Here is a 16,647-nt window from a genome sequence, read left to right as displayed (position 1 = left end):
GCGACAAAATTGCCGCCCCGGCCCCTTGATGCATAGCTTCAAAATTCACTGGAACCAAGAACCGTTTGTGAGCGTGTAACTATACTATGCCGCCAGAGCCTCCTTTGACCGCTGGCCGTTCTGCCGCAACTTTGGCGCGGTAACCGGAGGCACGATAAGCCGAGACCGGATCGATTGCGCCGCCTGCGTCCAGCCGGGCCTTTGCCAGGATCGGCTCCACATCGGTGCGATAGGCGCGTTTCAACGTGTCGGTTGCCATCAGCGCATCATTATCATTCTGATAGCCGTCCAGTGCGGCGCGATCCACCAGCAGGGCCTGGGCAAAAGCCCGGCGGATTTCGTTGGCGCTGGCAATCAGGCTTTCAATCGGATCAGTCACATTATGCGACTGGTCTATCATATGGGCAGGGTGGAAGCCTTCAACGCCGCGATACTGCGCATCGACAAGCTCGTTGAACACCAGAAACAAGCGGTAAGGGTCGATGGAACCGGCATCCAGATCGTCATCGCCATATTTCGAGTCGTTGAAGTGGAAGCCGCCCAGCTTGCCGAACTGGATCAGCCGCGCCACGATCATTTCAATATTGGTATTAGGCGCGTGGTGTCCGAGATCGACAAGGCACTGTGCCTTCGGCCCCAGCGTCTGGGCAATCAGGTAGTTGGTGCCCCAATCCTGAACGATGGTGGAATAGAAGGCCGGTTCATACATCTTGTGTTCGGAAAATAGCCGCCAATCATCCGGCAGCGTTTTGTAGATCTCGGCCATCGACGCGAGATAGCGCTCGAATGACTTGGTAAAATTGCTCTGGCCTGGAAAGTTGGAGCCGTCGCCAACCCAGACGGTCAGAGCTTTCGAGCCGAGTTGATCGCCAAGTTCGATACATTCGATATTGTGTTCGATGGCCTGTTGCCGGGTTGCGGCATCGACATGGCTGAGCGAGCCATATTTATAAGAATATACCTGATCAACGGCGTCCGAAAACGTGTTGGAGTTCATAGCGTCGAAGCCAAGACCAAGAGTGGCGGCCTTGGCCGACAATTCCTTCGGATCGGCCTTGTCCCAGGGGATGTGCAGCGAGACTTTCGGTGTGGCGCGGGTCAATTGCTGGATGACCCCGCAATCGTCGAGCTTGTCGAAGATATGACGCGGCTCGCCCAGTCCGGGAAAGCGGGCAAAACGGGTGCCGCCGGTGCCGACCCCCCAGGAGGGGACGGCGACGAAAAACGCGGAAACGGATTTGGTGATGGCGTCGATGTCGATATTGCTGCGCGCCAGCTTTTCGCCAAGCGCCGTATAGTCTGACGTTAGCGCGCTTGCCCGCTTGTCATTGTCTGCGGCAACCGCGTCCGCAGTGATGTTCAGGTCTGTCATGCTTTCCTCCCAAGGATGCATTCTCTTTTACCAGAGGTTTAGCGCGTAAAACTCTGGGCGTTGCCCGCATCGACATTGATGATATTGCCGGTCGATTTTGCCGACGCATCCGAAGCCAGGAAGTAGATGGTTTCGGCAATATCTTCAGGAAATACGTTCAGCTTCAGCATCGAGCGCTTGCGATAATGTTCCTCGAGATCGTCTACCTCGATCTTGGAGGATGCCGCGCGCTGTTCTCGCCATTCGCCGTTCCAGATTTTCGAGCCGCGCAGCACGGCATCCGGATTGACGGTGTTGACGCGGATTCCGGCATCGGCGCCTTCCAGCGCCAGGCAACGCGCTAGATGAATTTCCGCTGCCTTGGCCGTGCAATAGGCCGAGGCATTAGGGGAGGAGGCAAGACCATTTTTCGAGGCGACAAACACCACATTGCCCCCCAATGCCTGCCTGCGGAATAGCCGGAAGGCTTCCCGCGACACCAGGAAGTAACCGGTGGCGAGAATATCGATATTCTTGTTCCACATGGCAAGTGTGGTGTCTTCAACGGGGGCGGACGAGGCAATACCAGCATTCGAGACCAGAATATCCACCCCACCGAACTCGACACTGGCCTCGGCAAAGGCGCTGATGACGGCATCTTCGCGGGTGACGTCCAGTTGAACCGAGCGTATGGCATCACCGCCATGGCGTTTGGTGAAATCAGCGGTCGTCTCAGAAAGTGCGGCAGCGTCAATGTCGGCCAGAACCACGCAAGCCCCTTCCGCAACCAGCCGCTCAGCAGTAGCCCTGCCAATGCCGCCCGCGCCGCCGGTGACAAAAGCCACCTTTCCGGCCAAGCTTTTCGGCTTGGGCATGCGTTGCAGCTTTGCTTCTTCCAGCAGCCAATATTCGATATCGAAGGCTTCCTGCTCCGGCAGGCCCTGATACTGCGAAACGGTGGATGCGCCACGCATGACATTGATGGCATTGACGTAGAATTCGCCGGCGATCCGGGCCGTCGCTTTGTCCTTGGCGAAAGACAGCATGCCGACGCCCGGAATGAGGAAGATCACCGGATTGGGGTCACGGATTTTTGGAGAATTATCGTGTTTGCAGCTGTCGTAATACCTGTTGTAATCGGCGCGATAGGCCTCGAGTGCTGCATCGAGACCGGTAAGCACTGTATCCACATCCGGTTGGCTCGGATCGAAATCCACGATCAGCGGCCGGATCTTGGTGCGCAGGAAATGGTCGGGGCAGGAGGTGCCCAGCGCGCCGAGTGGCTGGAGATGATTGGAATTGACGAATTCCAGCACGGCATCCTGATCGTCGAAATGACCAAGCTTGCGCTCCGCCTTGCCGATCCGCCCGCGAATTTCCGGCATCAGCCTGGCGGCAATGGCGCGACGTTCGGCGGAAGGCAGGCTTTGCGTGGCCGCGCCGCCAAAAATCACCTTGCCTTCTGTTTCCCGAGCAAACCACTGGATGGCTTTGTTGATGATATCAAGCGTCAGCTCGTAGCAGGCCTTGGCGTCATTATCCCAGGTGAACAGGCCATGGCTTTCCAGCACGACGCCCTTGGCCTGCGGATTGGCCTTGACGAAGGCTCCCAGATCAAGCCCAAGCTGAAAACCGGGGCGGCGCCAGGGCAGCCAGCCGATCTCATCGCCAAAGATCACTTTTGTCAGCTCTTTCGAGTTCTTCGACGCGGCAATGGCGATGATCGCGTCGGGATGCATGTGATCGACATGGGTAAACGGCACGAAACCATGCAGCGGCGTATCGATGGACGCCGCGCGCGGATTGAGATTGAATGTGCAATGAGGAAGGAAGCCAACCATGCGGTCTTCGTCATGAACGCCCTGGTAAATACCTTTCAGCGCCTCAAGCTTGTCTTGGTAAAGCGTTGCGAAACCGTCGAGTTTGATGGTGCCGACATCGCCGCCGGACCCTTTGACCCATAAAACCTTGACCATTTGGCCGGTGAGCGGATCGGTTTCCATGACCTTGGCCGAGGTGTTGCCGCCGCCATAATTGGTAATGCGCTTGTCAGCGCCAAGCAGGTTGGACCGGTAAAGCAGCTTGCCTGCCTCATCCAGCGTTTCGGCGTAGACGTCATCCCAGCGATTGTCGAGAAGGCGGGGTTGGCCCGCTGCGGTTTGGCCCGTCATGGAAATCCTCCCAAATGTGATTTTAAGGCCCGCCATATCAGCGAACGCTCCATCCTGTTATGGGTATCGCGCAAATTTATCGCGTGTGTCAATCATAAACGATCATAAATGTTCATTGTGCGTTGCAATATAATCTATTTTGATCGTTTATGATTGACATCTTCAATCTGTTAGGCCTAAAACTCGCTCAGGAGGACCCCATGCACGAACGCGAACGCCATCGCATTATACTCAGCGCCATCCAGGAAAAGCCTGTGGTGACGGTGCAAGATATTGCCGAATTGACGGATGCGTCCGAAGCAACCATCCGGCGCGACATTGCATCCCTGCATGTCCAGGGGAAGTTACGTCGGGTACGGGGTGGTGCGGAAGCGGTGCACCCACCGCAGCAGGGCAATCTGGCTGCCCGACCGTTCAGGGTGTCGGAATCGGTCAATATCGATAAGAAACGCGCAATTGCGCGCGCCGCTGTTGAACTCTGCGAGGAAGGCGATTCGATCATCATCAATGGTGGAACCACAACCTTTCAGATGGTGCATTTCATGTCAGCGCGTCGCTTGCAGGTGATGACCAATTCCTTTGCGATCGCCGAGCATCTGGTCAAGCATTCGAAATGTACGATCAATGTGCCGGGCGGCGCGATCTACCGGGATCAAAGCCTGATCCTGTCGCCTTTCGAGAATGATGCGATCCGCAATTTTTATGCCCGCCGGATGTTCATCGGTGCGCAGGGTATTTCCGCGCTGGGCGTGATGGAGCCGGATGCGCTGGTGATCCAGAGCGAGCAACGGTTGATGCGCCAGGCCGACGAGCTGATCGTCATGGTCGATTCGACGAAATTTACGCGGCGGTCCAGCATGATTTTATGCGGGCTAGATGCCGTCTCAACCATCATCACCGATGACGGCGTGCCTGAAGAGGCCGCTCATATGGTGGAGGCGGCTGGAATAAAGCTTTTGACGGTCCGGGCTTCGACCTCGGCCGACAGGGAGGACGCCCCTTCGGTCGCTTGAGGAAGCGGTACGCCGGTTGGGGCTAACGGGTTCAACATCTGGGAGGATAAAGACATGAAAATTTCAAGACGATTGTTCGGTGCGGCGGCGATTGCCTTCGTCACGACGGCAGGCATGGCGCATGCCGCCGACATGAAAATCGCCATCGTGGTCAAATCGCTCGGCAATGGTTTCTTCGAGGCGGCCAACAAAGGCGCGGAAGAGGCGGCCAAGGAACTGGGTGGCGTCAAGATCATCTATACCGGTCCGACGACAACAACGGCTGAAGGCCAGATCGAGGTGATCAATTCCCTGATCGCCCAGGGCGTCGATGCCATCGCCATTTCCGCCAATGACCCGGATGCTGTGGTTCCTGCCTTGAAGAAAGCTGCACAACGCGGCATCAAGGTGATTTCCTGGGATTCCGGCGTGGCACCTGCTGGACGGATCATGCATCTCAATCCGTCTTCGAACGAGTTGATCGGCAAGATGTGCCTGAAACTGGCCGCCGACCATCTGGCTGATGGCAAGGGCGATTTTGCCATCCTGTCGGCCACCACCACCTCGACCAACCAGAATATCTGGATTGCCGAGATGAAGAAGCAGTTGAAGGATTTCCCCGGCCTTAACCTCACCACCACTGTCTATGGTGATGACCTTGCCGACAAGAGCTACCGTGAAGCCAATGGCATCCTGACCTCCCATCCGAATGTGAAGGTTATCGTTGCTCCGACCACGGTTGGCGTCTTGGCGGCCTCGCAGGCGGTCAAGGACGCAGGCAAGATCGGTCAGGTCTATGTGACCGGTCTTGGCCTGCCATCGGAAATGGCTGGCGCGATCAAGTCCGGTGCCACCAAGGAATTCGCTATCTGGAATCCCATCGATCTCGGCTATTCCGCCACCCAGATCGCCTATCATCTGGTGAAAGGTGACGCGACCGGCAAGCCCGGCAGCGAGGTTCCGGCTGGAAGAATGGGCAAGATCAAGATCGGCGACAATGGTGAAGCGGCGATGGCCGATCCTTTCGTCTACGATGCCAAGAATATCGATCAGTTCTCAAAAATATTCTGATCTGGATCTCTTTTTTTTGAAGTCTGAGGCAATCGAACCCGGCGGCAGCTGCCGCCGGGAACCCTTATCTGTTCCTGGTCTTTTTGGCCTGATTTGGTGCAATCGATGATGAGTGTCCAAACCACAAAGCTTGATGCCGTACCGCTCGGTGATCGCGCACCGATATTGGAGATGCGCGGCATTTCGCAGATCTTTCCGGGTGTGAAGGCGCTGGATGGCGTGAATATCGCCCTTTATCCCGGCGAGGTGACGGCATTGATCGGCGAAAATGGTGCCGGTAAATCAACGCTGGTCAAAATCCTGACGGGCATTTACCGGCCCAATGAGGGAGAGATCGTCATGGATGGTTCGCCGGTGACCTTCGCCAATGCCCAGGCCGCCATCGATGCGGGCGTGACGGCCATCCATCAGGAAACCGTGCTGTTTGACGAACTGAGCGTTGCGGAAAACATTTTCCTCGGCCATGCGCCGAAAACCCGCTTCGGCTTCATCGACTGGAACGGCATCAACACCAAAGCCAGAGCGCTGATGGACCGGCTGGAAAGCAGGATTGATCCAACCATTAAATTGAAGGATCTCTCGATTGCCCAGCGGCATCTGGTGGCGATTGCGCGCGCACTTTCGGTTGAAGCGCGGATCGTTATCATGGACGAGCCGACGGCGGCCCTGTCGCGTAAGGAAATCGATGATCTGTTTCGCATCGTTGAGGGGCTGAAACGAGACGGCAAGGCAATCCTGTTCATCAGTCACAAATTCGATGAAGTCTATGAAATCGCCGAGAATTACGCGGTATTCCGCGATGGAAAGATGGTTGGTTCCGGCCTGTTGCAACAGACGCCGCAGGATGAGATCGTCCGGTTGATGGTCGGCCGAGATGTGCATGACGCCTTTCCAAAGATCGACGTTGCCATCGGCGCTCCGGTGCTTTCCGTCTCACATTATTGCCATGAAACCGAGTTTCGGGACATCTCCTTCCAATTGCGCAAGGGCGAAATTCTTGGCGTTTACGGGTTGATCGGTGCAGGCCGCTCCGAACTGTGCCAGTCGCTGTTTGGCATTACCCGCCCGGCCTCAGGAACAGTGACGCTGGAGGGCAAGGTTGTCGATATCCGCTCGACTGCGGATGCCATTGCCGCTGGCATCGTCTATGTGCCGGAAGAGCGCGGGCGCCATGGGTTGGCGCTGCAAATGCCGATTTACCAGAATATGTCGCTGCCTTCCCTGGCGCGTGTTTCGGCGCGTGGTTTTCTAAAGGCCGTCAACGAATTCTCTCTCGCGCGCCACTATGCCGAGCGGCTGGACCTGCGGGCGGCGGCCCTGTCCGTGCCGGTTGGCACGCTGTCGGGTGGCAATCAGCAGAAAGTAGTGATTGGCAAATGGCTGGCGACCAAGCCGAAAGTCATCATTCTCGACGAGCCGACCAAGGGGATCGATATCGGCTCCAAAGCCGCCGTGCATGGTTTTATTTCCGAACTGGCGGCAGAGGGCCTGTCGATCATCATGATTTCCTCTGAACTGCCGGAGATCCTCGGCATGTCCGACCGGGTAATGGTGATGCGCGAGGGATTGCAGGCTGGAATTTTTGAGCGGGAGGCGCTGTCACCGGAAGTTCTGGTGCGCGCTGCAACCGGCAATGCGTGAGGTGTGACAATGAAAAGCCTGCTGAAACACCGCGAGATCGCATTGGGTGTCATTATCCTGTTGCTGATCGCCGGGTTCGCCACCCGGGCAGACGGTTTTGCCTCGCCCGGCAATCTGGCGACGATCTTTAACGATACATCGATCCTGATCATTCTGGCGCTGGCGCAGATGACTGTGATCCTCACCAAATCGATCGATCTGTCGGTTGCGGCCAATCTGGCCTTTTCCGGCATGGCGGTGGCGATGATGGATTCGAATTTTCCGGGCCTGCCGCTGGTACTGCTGATCGCGGCGGCGGTGCTGATCGGCGCGGCGCTCGGCGCAATCAATGGCTATCTCGTCTGGCTGTTGCAGATCCCGCCCATCGTCGTGACGCTCGGTACGTTGACGATCTATCGCGGCATGGCTTTCGTGCTGTCCGGCGGCGCCTGGGTCAACGCTCATCAGATGACGCCGGATTTCCTCAATCTGCCGCGCATTGTCATCATGGGGCTTCCGGTTCTGGCATGGATTGCAGTGATCGTGGTTATCGCCATGGCTGTTGTGCTGGGGCGTACCACATTTGGCCGCGCCACCTATGCCGCTGGGGGGAATGCGACAGCTGCGGTTTATGCGGGCATCGATATCGGTTGGACGCGATTTCTGGCCTTCGTACTGTCAGGTGGGCTTGCAGGCCTCTGCGGCTATCTCTGGGTGTCGCGCTACGCGGTCGCTTATGTGGATATTGCCAGCGGTTTTGAGTTGGACAGCGTGGCGGCCTGCGTTATCGGCGGCATTTCGATTGCCGGGGGCATCGGCTCGGTCGCAGGCACCGTGCTGGGGGCTTTATTCCTGGGTGTTATCAAGAATGCATTGCCTGTCATCGGCATTTCCCCCTTCGCTCAGATGGCGATATCGGGTGTGGTGATTGTTTTGGCCGTGGTGTTCAACGCCCGGGCCGAACGCAGAAAGGGCCGGATCATCCTGCGCGATAGGGCCGCGGGCAGCACGGTTCAGGAGGTTGCGGCATGACAATGGCACCCGTTGAACAAACCCCGGCCAAGCGCCGTATTCCCGACAAGCTCGGCACGCCGATACGCCGCCTGCTGGCCAGTTGGGAAGTGCTGTTATTGGGTGTCGCAGTCGCAATTTTCATCGCCAACGCGCTGGCCTCCCCTTATTTTCTGGACGCCTGGAACCTGTCGGACGCCACCTTCAATTTCACTGAAAAGGCGATGATTGCCTTTGCCATGGCGTTGCTGGTCATTGCCGGTGAGATCGATCTTTCGGTCGCTGCAATCATTGCTCTGGCCTCGACGGCCATGGGTGCGGCAGCCCAAGTGGGTGTCGGCACGCCCGGCCTGGTGATGATCGGTATCGGCGTTGGGCTTTTATGCGGGGTGTTCAATGGGGTGCTGGTGGCCGGGCTGAAACTGCCCTCCATCGTCGTCACCATTGGCACGATGAGCCTGTTTCGCGGCATTTCTTATATCGTGCTTGGTGATCAGGCCTATGGAAAATATCCTGAAAGCTTCGCTTATTTTGGTCAGGGCTATGTGGCCTGGGTGTTTTCCTTCGAATTCGTCCTCTTCCTTGTGTTGGCCGCGCTGTTTGCGTTGCTGCTGCACGCCACGAATTTTGGGCGTCAGGTCTATGTGATCGGGAATAATCCGCTGGCAGCCAGATTTTCAGGAATTCCCGTTGATCGGGTTAAATTCATCCTGTTTATGCTGACCGGATTGATGAGCGGCATTGCTGCCGTCTGCCTCACCTCCCGGCTGGGCTCGACACGGCCATCGATTGCCCAGGGTTGGGAGTTGGAAGCCGTCACCATGGTGGTGCTGGGCGGCGTGTCGATTGTCGGCGGGGCTGGCACGATTGGCGGCGTGGTGATTGCCGCCTTCGTCATGGGCCTGGTGACATTTGGGCTGGGGCTGTTGAACGTGCCGGGCATCGTCATGTCGATCTTCATCGGTCTGTTGCTGATCATCACCATCGCCTTGCCGATTTTGGCGCGACGGATGCGGGATATGAGGACATGAGCATGGCAGAGACTGAAAAATATGCCTTCAAGATGCAGCTCCATACCGGCATGGAGGCCGAATATAAAAAGCGCCATGATGCGATCTGGCCGGAACTGGTGGCGTTGTTGCATGAGGCTGGCGTCAGTGATTATTCCATCCATCTCGACCGTGAAACAAACACGCTCTTCGGCCTGCTGACCCGGCCCAAAGGCCACGGCATGGCCGCGCTGCCAGAGCACCCGGTCATGCAGCGCTGGTGGGCGCATATGGGTGATATCATGGCCACCAACCCGGATGGATCGCCGGTTGCTGTCGATCTCGTGCAGGTGTTTTCAATGCCATGAGTGTTTTACATGCCATGAGCACGATATCCGAAACCGTCGCCGTCATCGATATTGGCAAGACCAATGCCAAGGTCGTCATATTGCAGGCATCGACGGGCTTGGAGCTTGGCTGTCGGCGTATGCCAAATACAGTTGTCGGGGAGGGGCCTTATCCGCATTTCGATACGAACAAGCTGTGGTCCTTCATCCTGGATGCTTTGAAAGCCTTTGCCGCAGGACCGGGTTTCGATGCAATTTCCATCACCACCCATGGCGCAAGTGCTGCTTTGCTTGACGGCGGCGGTGAGCTGGCAATGCCGGTGCTGGATTACGAATACCGCTATCCCGAAACGATCACTCTTGCCTATGATGCCTTGCGACCGAGTTTTGATGAAACATTTTCACCGCGCCTGCCAGGCGGTCTAAACCTCGGCGCCCAGTTGCATTACCAGAAAACGGCCTTTCCCGAGCTTTTTACCGGGGTTGCGACCATTGTCACCTATCCGCAGTATTGGGCTTTCAGACTGACCGGCGTGGCGGCGAATGAGGCGACATCGCTGGGATGCCATACGGATTTATGGAGGCCCCAACAGGGTTGTTATTCAAGCCTGGTCGAGCGGTTGGAGCTTGGTCCAGATCTCGCCCCCTTGCGGTCGGCTTTCGATGCTTTGGGAGAGGTCAAGCAATCACTGGCCGAACAGATAGGTCTCTCACGCCCTGTTCCTGTCTATTGCGGCATTCACGATAGCAATGCGTCGCTGCTGCCGCATCTGTTGCGGCGTGAAAAGCCTTTCGCTGTTGTTTCCACTGGCACCTGGATCATCGGATTTGCGGTCGGCAGCACGGTCGCCCATCTCGATCCGGTTCGCGATACCTTGGCCAATGTCGATGCACATGGCCAAGCCGTACCCTCGTGCCGCTATATGGGCGGACGGGAATTCGAAATACTGACCCAGGGACTGGAGGCCCCGGATGAGGTTGAGATCGAGCGGGCGGCAGAACAGATGATAAGTGGTGATGTCATGCGCCTGCCATGCGTGGTCGAGGGCTCCGGTCCTTATCCGACCCGAAACGGAGGATGGACGTTGGTGCCGGAAGGTGCGGCACAGCTCTATGCGGCGGCGAGCCTTTATACGGCGATGATGACGGCGTTATCGCTATCTTTGATCGGCGCGACAGGTCCTGTTCTTGTGGAAGGGCCGTTTGCCAAAAACCGTCTCTACCTTCGCGCTCTTGCTGCTTGTACCGGGCGTGAGGTTGTGGTGGCTGAAGGCGGCACGCCGACCGGGACGGCGGAAGGCGCGGCGCTGTTGACAGGCATGACGGTGCCTATTCCGAGTGAGATGCGGTTTGCTCCAGATCATCTTGATTTGAAAAGATATTTTCAGGATTTTCAGGATCGGTGTGGCGTCGTCTTTCCTGAAGCCTCCACGCCAACGTGAAGTGCGGGTGATTTTACCCGCTTGGTTTGCGTTTGCCGGCTTGCTAGACATGCGGTGGTGGTGGCTTGTTCAGATAGGACCTGCCGCATCGTCATTTCAGCATGCAGATCGGAGACATCCTTATGAAATTCGTCAGTTTTACCCGACTTGGCCGGGCCGGATTCGGCGCGGTGGTCGGCGGTGGCATCGTCGATCTTACCGGTCGTCTCAGCTATGATTGCCTGACCCTGAAACAGGCGATCCTGGACGATCTCCTGGAAATCGCCGCCGACTATGCCGGTGACCGCAAACCGGAACTGGCATTTTCGGATGTTACCCTGCTGCCGGTCATTCCTGATCCAGGCAAGATCCTGTGCATCGGCGTTAATTATGTCGCCCATCGAGAGGAAACCAAGCGGCCCGAAGTTGGCCATCCAACCGTCTTCATTCGCTTTGCCGATAGCCAGATTGGCCATGGCCAGCCGATCATCAAGCCAAGCCAGTCGGATTGCCTCGATTTCGAAGCCGAGCTTGCTGTGGTGATCGGGCGCGGTGGACGGGATATCACTGAGGAAGATGCCATGCAGCATATTGCTGGTTATTCCTGCTATCATGACGGTTCGGTGCGCGACTGGCAGCGCCATAGTTCACAATTTGCGCCGGGCAAGAATTTTCCCGCGACTGGTGCGTTCGGTCCGGCTCTGGTGACGGCGGATGAAATTGAGGACTATACGCAGCTTTCCATCACGGGGCGCCTGAACGGACAGGTCGTTCAGCAGGCCACTTTGGCCGACCTGATCTTTCCCATTCCGGCGCTGATTGCTTATCTTTCAGCCTTCACACCGCTGTCGGCAGGTGATGTAATTGTCACCGGAACTCCAGGTGGTGTCGGTGAAAGACGCGACCCGCCGTTGTTCATGAAGGCGGGTGACGTTTTTGAAGTGGATATTCCTGGTGTCGGCCTGCTCGCCAACCCTGTGATCGGCGCGCTTTAAGTCGATGTCCTTTTTCTGGGCGGGTTTTGCTCTAGCCTGTCCAGAAAGACCCTTTGCGGCGACGCATTCGCCGTCAGGACGTGCGGCGATTGAACGCGCTGGCCATGTCTTCCGTCCCACAAAAATGGAGCGGAATTTTTTTCAATTCGTAAATCATTGTTAGAACAGAGCCGGGAGCCTCACTTTCCAGCCGGCTTTTCTACGCTACATCATGTATTAAAGAAAGTTCGCATATTTGTAACTGCCCCTTAATTCCTATTGGTTAAGCTCGGTCAGTGAAAGGGAATGGGGATATATGTTGATCAAGCTGCAAAACAGGATCTTGGAAAAGATCGCCAGAGGCGACCCCTTGGCCGAGACCGTCGATTTCCTGTGTTGTTCCGTTGAGACGATGATTGATGACATTGTCTGTTCTGTTTTGACATTGGACGATGTGGGGCGCCTTCACCATCTTGCCGGGCCGTCCATTCCCGAACATTATTCTTCGGCTATCAATGGTGTGGCCTGCGGCGAGGGTGTTGGTTCTTGCGGCACAGCAGCGTTTCGTGGTCGCCCGGTTCTGGTCACGGACATTGAAAATGATCCGTTCTGGGCTGCGTTCAAGGGCCTCGCCCTACCGTTGGGTTTTTTGGCTTGCTGGTCGACGCCAATTATTTCCGATGGTCGGGTATTGGGAACCTTTGCGTTCTATTTCCGCCAAAAACGCGGTCCAAGCGAAATTGAAGAAGGTATTGTTTCTGCTTGTGTGCATCTCTGTGCAATCGGCTTGGAGCGTGAATTGCGGTTGAGAGAGCGCAGACGGCTTGCCTATACGGATGTGTTGACGGGATTGCCAAATCGTACCGGCTTCAATGAAGCGGTGATCAATGAAGACGTTGGGCGCAATCCCTGGGGATTGCTGCTGGTGGATCTCGATAATCTCAAGCAGGTGAACGATACATTCGGCCATCAGGCTGGCGATGATCTGATCCGCACCGTTGGCTTACGGTTGAAAGCGATGACAGATTGCGACACCGCATTCCGGCTCGGTGGAGACGAATTTGCTCTGATCGTCCGTGGGGTCGATTGTGTGGATCTCGGCTACCATGCGGCTCATGTCCTGGCCGTGCTGAAAGAGCCCTGCATTTGCGCGGGCCAGACGGTTTATCCAGCCGGAACCATCGGCGGCGCTGTCGCGCGCAATGGGCAGAGCGTTGACGATGTTCGCCAGAATGCCGATTTCGCGCTTTATGAAGCCAAGGAACGCTGTCGCGGTCAATTTGTTGAATATTCGGTCAGTTCAGTTTCGACGATAGCCCGCCGGTTTCGCTCTTTCCAGCAAGTCAGCGAAGCATTGCGGGAACATCGGATCGAGACCTATTATCAGCCGGTGGTCGATCTTGCCTCCGGTTCCCTGGTCGGGTTTGAGGCTCTCAGCCGGCTTGTCAGCCGTAACGGCGATATCATTTCCGCCTCGCATTTCCATGAAGCGACCAGCGATGTTCGTCTGGCTCGGGCATTGACGGCTTGCGTGTTGGAAAATGTGGCGCGTGATGCTCGCGATTGGCTGGACAGCGGACTTGAATTCGGTCGCATCGGTTTGAACGTATCGGCAGGCGATTTTCTGGACGGCTCCCTGACCGAGCGAATTGTCGGCGTAATGGACAAGGTTGGCGTCGGGGTCGATCGCATTGTCGTTGAGTTGACGGAGTCGATTTATCTGGGCAATCGCGAGCGCAATGTTGTGGACCAGATCAAGCAATTGCGTCAGGCAGGCATGCTTGTGGCTCTCGACGATTTCGGCACCGGTTTTGCTTCATTGACACATCTTCTGACCGTTCCGCTCGATATCATCAAAATCGATCGTTCTTTCATTGCCCGGTTGTTGGAGGAAGAGCCAGCATCGGTCATCGTCGGCGGGTTATTGTCGATTTCTGACCGTTTGAATTTCCGCGTTATCGCGGAGGGTATCGAAACAGAGGAACAGCGTGATTTGCTTTTGAGGCTGGGATGCGAGGACGGACAGGGCTATCTCTTCTCCAAGGCGGTGGATCGCAAGGAAGCCGCAGCCATGTTGCGCCGCAAGTCTCTTGGCCAACTTCCATCGGTATTGCGCAGCTCTTTAAATTCACGCTTTTTCAATGACCTATCTGCTGATTCTCGGCAGCTTTGTCTGCCGATAAAACAGCCGGTTCGAACGCTTTAAGCAAACCGAGATAGGGCTTGTTGACGGGCGTGGCATAGGCATTGTTTTTTGCGGTCCGCAGTCCGAGAGAAACCAGCGCCTCCGCCTGCTTGACGGCACAGGCGACGCCATCAATGACAGGGACGCTGAATTCCTTGCTCAAGGCTTCCGTCAGATCGGCCATACCGGCACATCCAAGAATGATGGCTTCCGCATCGTCTTGCGCCAGCGCTCTGGCAATCTCCGCCCGCAGCCGCTCCCGTGCGTTCGAGGATGGATCTTCCAGCGAGAGAACAGGAATATCGGCGGCGCGCACCTTGCAGCGGTCGGATGCGCCATAGCGGCGAACGAGGTGCTCGATGGGCAAGCGAGACCGTTCCATTGTCGTTACCACGCTGAACTTCCGGGCAATAAAGCTGACCGTCGCAATCGCTGCCTCGCAAATGCCGATGACGGGAATGCCGGCCAATGCACGGGCGGCATCAAGACCGGTATCATCGAAACAGGCGATAATGGCGGCATCCGCGCCCTGTTTTTCCCCGTCGGCGAGTTCCATCAGCAGGCCCGGAACAGCCAGCGCCTCGTCATAATAACCCTCGATGGAAACCGGACCCATCTGCGAGGTGCGTGGCAGGATTTCGGTGCCTGCATGGGCAACCCGGCGTGCGGCGTCCGCAGCCGTTGCCGTCATGCTTGCTGTTGTATTGGGGTTGATAAGCAGAATGCGCATGAAAATCCGATCGAGGGTTGCCCACTCAGGCATGGCCACGAGGCCGGCTGACCCGGCGAATGAGGAAAATCGTCAGGGCAATGACCAGGAAGGAAAATACCGTCGTCACCGTACCCAGCGCATAGAGAACCGGTGTGGTGACATTGGTCGTCATGCCGTAGATTTCCAGGGGTAGGGTGTTGAAGCTGCCTGACGTCATCAGCGTTCGGGCGAATTCGTCGTAGGAGAGCGAGAATCCAAACAGGCCAACACCGATCAGGCTGGGCGCGATCATCGGCAGCAAAACGTAGCGAAACGTTTGCCATGAGGATGCGCCAAGGTCGCGGGCTGCTTCTTCATAGGCGGGTGAGAAGCGGTTGAAGACAGCGAACATGATCAACACACCGAAGGGCAAGGTCCAGGTCAAATGGGCGCCGAAGGCGGAACTGTACCAGTTTGGCTGGAAGCCCAATTGCTGAAACACGACTCCGATGCCGAGCGAAATGATGATCGACGGCACGACCAGACTGGCAACGGCCAGATAAAACAACACTGTCGCGCCATGAAACTTGCGGCGAAAGGCTAACCCTGCCAGCAGTGACACCAGGACGGTGACCACCATCACCATCACCCCGAGTGTGATCGAGCGTTTGATGGCGCCGCCAAAATCGCCGACGGCCTGGGTTTCGAACAGATTGGCGAACCAATGCAGCGAGACGCCATTGAGCGGAAAGGTCAGTCCGCCATTTTCGCCCTGAAAAGACAAGATCAGGATCGCCGAGAGCGGGCCATAGAGAAACAGCACGAAGAGCGCAAAGAATATGGCGAGCAGATAGAATTCGCGGCTGCGTTTTTCCCTGATCATGGCTTACAGCTCCTTGCGGATATCGACGATGCGCAAGATCCCCGCGACCATCAGCAGGACGAGGATCAGCAGCACCACGGCATTGGCGGCAGCGGCTGGATATTGCAGCAGTGACATCTGGTTTTTCATGATCAGCGCCACCGAGGCGCTCTGGCCGCCGGACATGACCTGCACGGTGGAAAAATCGGCCATGGTCAAAGTGACGACGAAAATCGTGCCGATAGCCATGCCGGGCTTGGCCAGCGGCAGAATGATATTGGTGAGGATTTGCAGGCTCGAAGCACCTGCGTCCCTTGCGGCTTCCACCAGCGCCTTGTCGATCCGCATCAGCGTATTGAAGATCGGCGTGACCATGAACAGGGTGTAGAGATGCACCATGGCCAGCACCACGGCAAAGTCTGAATAAAGTAGCCACTCCAGCGGCTGGGGAATAATGCCGGTGCCAACCAGCGCCTGGTTCACCAATCCATTGCGGCCCAGAACCGGAATCCAGGAAATCATCCGGATGATATTCGACGTCAGGAACGGTACCGTGCAGATCAGGAAAAGCACGCTCTGCATGGCGGCGCTACGGATTTGGAAAGCCAGGAAATAGGCGACCCAAAAACCGATGAACAGCGTCAGGAGCCAGACAATGCCTGCGAATTTTAGCGTGTTCAGATAGGTTTTCCAGGTGACCCAGGAACCAAGCGTTTCCGTATAATTGAAGGTGACAAAACCGGGATACATCTGGGCGAAGTCATAATCCCAAAAGCTGACAATGACGATCATCAGGATTGGCAACAGCAGGAAACCGCCGAGGATAAGCGCCAGGGGGGCTGCTTGAAGATAGGCTGTCAGCCAGGCAGGCACGCGGATTTCGCGCCTTGGCTTTGGCTTGCCGACGCCTATAAACCGCACTGTTGCCATCGCTCGTCTCCCTGTCGTCTTCGGGGCTGCCG

14 protein-coding genes are annotated in these 16,647 nt (G+C 56.7%); 9 read left to right on the top strand and 5 right to left on the bottom strand.

Translation table 11 applies throughout. The features are described 5' to 3' along the window. Positions 1 to 79 precede the first annotated feature (79 nt). Together rhaI and H1Y61_RS20830 are read right to left on the bottom strand one after the other, a co-directional pair. Positions 80 to 1,372 (bottom strand): L-rhamnose catabolism isomerase, encoded by a 1,293-nt coding sequence (rhaI, locus tag H1Y61_RS20835; protein ID WP_180574676.1) that lies wholly within the window; start codon positions 1,370 to 1,372, stop codon positions 80 to 82. A gap of 38 nt (positions 1,373 to 1,410) precedes the next feature. Next, a complete protein-coding gene (locus H1Y61_RS20830; protein WP_180574675.1) occupies positions 1,411 to 3,522 on the bottom strand; it encodes a bifunctional rhamnulose-1-phosphate aldolase/short-chain dehydrogenase in 2,112 nt (703 codons plus the stop codon). Between the two features lie 200 nt (positions 3,523 to 3,722). Between H1Y61_RS20830 and H1Y61_RS20825 the strand changes: the two genes are divergently transcribed. The 9 genes from H1Y61_RS20825 to H1Y61_RS20785 all read left to right on the top strand — a co-directional run bounded on the left by H1Y61_RS20825 (position 3,723) and on the right by H1Y61_RS20785 (position 14,153). Further along, positions 3,723 to 4,535, top strand: coding sequence for a DeoR/GlpR family DNA-binding transcription regulator (locus tag H1Y61_RS20825; protein ID WP_012654477.1), 813 nt, complete (start codon positions 3,723 to 3,725; stop codon positions 4,533 to 4,535). 54 nt (positions 4,536 to 4,589) lie between these two features. Then, positions 4,590 to 5,585: a rhamnose ABC transporter substrate-binding protein gene (rhaS, locus tag H1Y61_RS20820; RefSeq protein ID WP_070149263.1), complete on the top strand. Its 996-nt coding sequence runs from the start codon at positions 4,590 to 4,592 to the stop codon at positions 5,583 to 5,585. 105 nt (positions 5,586 to 5,690) lie between these two features. Further along, entirely contained in the window at positions 5,691 to 7,226 is a 1,536-nt protein-coding gene (locus H1Y61_RS20815; RefSeq protein WP_180574674.1) for a sugar ABC transporter ATP-binding protein, read from the top strand. A 9-nt stretch (positions 7,227 to 7,235) separates the two neighbouring features. Then, positions 7,236 to 8,237 carry an ABC transporter permease gene (locus H1Y61_RS20810; RefSeq protein ID WP_180574673.1) on the top strand — a complete coding sequence of 334 codons (1,002 nt, stop codon included), beginning with the start codon at positions 7,236 to 7,238 and terminating at the stop codon, positions 8,235 to 8,237. Positions 8,238 to 8,239: 2 nt separating this feature from the next. After that, complete coding sequence (locus tag H1Y61_RS20805) at positions 8,240 to 9,247, top strand: ABC transporter permease (protein WP_180575241.1); 1,008 nt, start codon at positions 8,240 to 8,242, stop codon at positions 9,245 to 9,247. Positions 9,248 to 9,249: 2 nt separating this feature from the next. Beyond that, positions 9,250 to 9,573 carry an L-rhamnose mutarotase gene (gene rhaM, locus H1Y61_RS20800; protein ID WP_180574672.1) on the top strand — a complete coding sequence of 108 codons (324 nt, stop codon included), beginning with the start codon at positions 9,250 to 9,252 and terminating at the stop codon, positions 9,571 to 9,573. A gap of 14 nt (positions 9,574 to 9,587) precedes the next feature. Next, complete coding sequence (locus H1Y61_RS20795; protein WP_180575240.1) at positions 9,588 to 10,994, top strand: FGGY-family carbohydrate kinase; 1,407 nt, start codon at positions 9,588 to 9,590, stop codon at positions 10,992 to 10,994. Between the two features lie 122 nt (positions 10,995 to 11,116). Then, positions 11,117 to 11,968: a fumarylacetoacetate hydrolase family protein gene (locus tag H1Y61_RS20790; RefSeq protein WP_180574671.1), complete on the top strand. Its 852-nt coding sequence runs from the start codon at positions 11,117 to 11,119 to the stop codon at positions 11,966 to 11,968. A 295-nt stretch (positions 11,969 to 12,263) separates the two neighbouring features. Beyond that, complete coding sequence (locus tag H1Y61_RS20785) at positions 12,264 to 14,153, top strand: bifunctional diguanylate cyclase/phosphodiesterase (RefSeq protein ID WP_180574670.1); 1,890 nt, start codon at positions 12,264 to 12,266, stop codon at positions 14,151 to 14,153. Here the strand turns inward: H1Y61_RS20785 and H1Y61_RS20780 are convergent. From H1Y61_RS20780 to H1Y61_RS20770, 3 genes are read right to left on the bottom strand one after another with little or no spacing between them, the layout of a single operon-like run. Further along, the gene (locus tag H1Y61_RS20780; RefSeq protein ID WP_180574669.1) at positions 14,086 to 14,862 is read right to left on the bottom strand and encodes an aspartate/glutamate racemase family protein; all 777 of its coding nucleotides are present in this window, start codon (positions 14,860 to 14,862) and stop codon (positions 14,086 to 14,088) included. The two genes, H1Y61_RS20785 and H1Y61_RS20780, sit on opposite strands and share 68 nt — an antisense overlap. A gap of 25 nt (positions 14,863 to 14,887) precedes the next feature. Next, a complete protein-coding gene (locus H1Y61_RS20775; RefSeq protein ID WP_180574668.1) occupies positions 14,888 to 15,706 on the bottom strand; it encodes an ABC transporter permease in 819 nt (272 codons plus the stop codon). A gap of 3 nt (positions 15,707 to 15,709) precedes the next feature. Next, positions 15,710 to 16,615: an ABC transporter permease gene (locus H1Y61_RS20770; RefSeq protein WP_180574667.1), complete on the bottom strand. Its 906-nt coding sequence runs from the start codon at positions 16,613 to 16,615 to the stop codon at positions 15,710 to 15,712. Positions 16,616 to 16,647 lie beyond the last annotated feature (32 nt).

Origin of the sequence: Agrobacterium vitis (genome assembly GCF_013426735.1) — a bacterium.
Classification (GTDB): domain Bacteria; phylum Pseudomonadota; class Alphaproteobacteria; order Rhizobiales; family Rhizobiaceae; genus Allorhizobium; species Allorhizobium vitis_D.
This window is presented reverse-complemented; position numbering and strand designations above follow the sequence as displayed.

Coding starts and splice junctions, on each gene's coding strand:
- rhaI (WP_180574676.1), bottom strand. CDS start 1,372: ATGACAGACCTGAACATCACTGCGGACGCGGTTGCCGCAGACAATGAC.
- H1Y61_RS20830 (WP_180574675.1), bottom strand. CDS start 3,522: ATGACGGGCCAAACCGCAGCGGGCCAACCCCGCCTTCTCGACAATCGC.
- H1Y61_RS20825 (WP_012654477.1), top strand. CDS start 3,723: ATGCACGAACGCGAACGCCATCGCATTATACTCAGCGCCATCCAGGAA.
- rhaS (WP_070149263.1), top strand. CDS start 4,590: ATGAAAATTTCAAGACGATTGTTCGGTGCGGCGGCGATTGCCTTCGTC.
- H1Y61_RS20815 (WP_180574674.1), top strand. CDS start 5,691: ATGATGAGTGTCCAAACCACAAAGCTTGATGCCGTACCGCTCGGTGAT.
- H1Y61_RS20810 (WP_180574673.1), top strand. CDS start 7,236: ATGAAAAGCCTGCTGAAACACCGCGAGATCGCATTGGGTGTCATTATC.
- H1Y61_RS20805 (WP_180575241.1), top strand. CDS start 8,240: ATGGCACCCGTTGAACAAACCCCGGCCAAGCGCCGTATTCCCGACAAG.
- rhaM (WP_180574672.1), top strand. CDS start 9,250: ATGGCAGAGACTGAAAAATATGCCTTCAAGATGCAGCTCCATACCGGC.
- H1Y61_RS20795 (WP_180575240.1), top strand. CDS start 9,588: ATGAGCACGATATCCGAAACCGTCGCCGTCATCGATATTGGCAAGACC.
- H1Y61_RS20790 (WP_180574671.1), top strand. CDS start 11,117: ATGAAATTCGTCAGTTTTACCCGACTTGGCCGGGCCGGATTCGGCGCG.
- H1Y61_RS20785 (WP_180574670.1), top strand. CDS start 12,264: ATGTTGATCAAGCTGCAAAACAGGATCTTGGAAAAGATCGCCAGAGGC.
- H1Y61_RS20780 (WP_180574669.1), bottom strand. CDS start 14,862: ATGCGCATTCTGCTTATCAACCCCAATACAACAGCAAGCATGACGGCA.
- H1Y61_RS20775 (WP_180574668.1), bottom strand. CDS start 15,706: ATGATCAGGGAAAAACGCAGCCGCGAATTCTATCTGCTCGCCATATTC.
- H1Y61_RS20770 (WP_180574667.1), bottom strand. CDS start 16,615: ATGGCAACAGTGCGGTTTATAGGCGTCGGCAAGCCAAAGCCAAGGCGC.